Origin of the sequence: Shewanella sp. AS16 (genome assembly GCF_021412365.1) — a bacterium.
Lineage (GTDB): Bacteria > Pseudomonadota > Gammaproteobacteria > Enterobacterales > Shewanellaceae > Shewanella > Shewanella salipaludis.
Map to the genome: position 1 here is coordinate 1 of NZ_JAKCLK010000168.1, position 306 is coordinate 306.

Consider the following 306-nt stretch of genomic DNA (forward strand, 5'->3'; position numbering starts at 1 on the left):
CAGGCGACAGCGTGCGTCCGCAGGATGTGGGCTTTGTCCCCGACCTGATAGCGTGGAACCTTAGCCCCGAGCGTGGCGGCGATGGCGGCAACTGGAACGAACGTAACACCAAACCCAGCCTTGCCGCCTGGTCGGTGATGGAAGTGTACAACGTCACCCAGGATAAAACCTGGCTGGCAGAGATGTACCCGAAACTGGTGGCCTATCACGACTGGTGGCTACGTAACCGCGATCACAACGGCAACGGCGTACCGGAATATGGCGCAACCCGCGATAAAGCCCACAATACTGATAATGGCGAGATGC

General features: G+C 58.8%; 1 protein-coding gene. It reads left to right on the forward strand.

Annotation, left to right across the window (positions count from 1 at the left end):
- Positions 1–306 (forward strand): MGH1-like glycoside hydrolase domain-containing protein (locus tag LZP73_RS19825; RefSeq protein ID WP_442800777.1); only part of this gene is annotated, 306 nt, incomplete at both ends.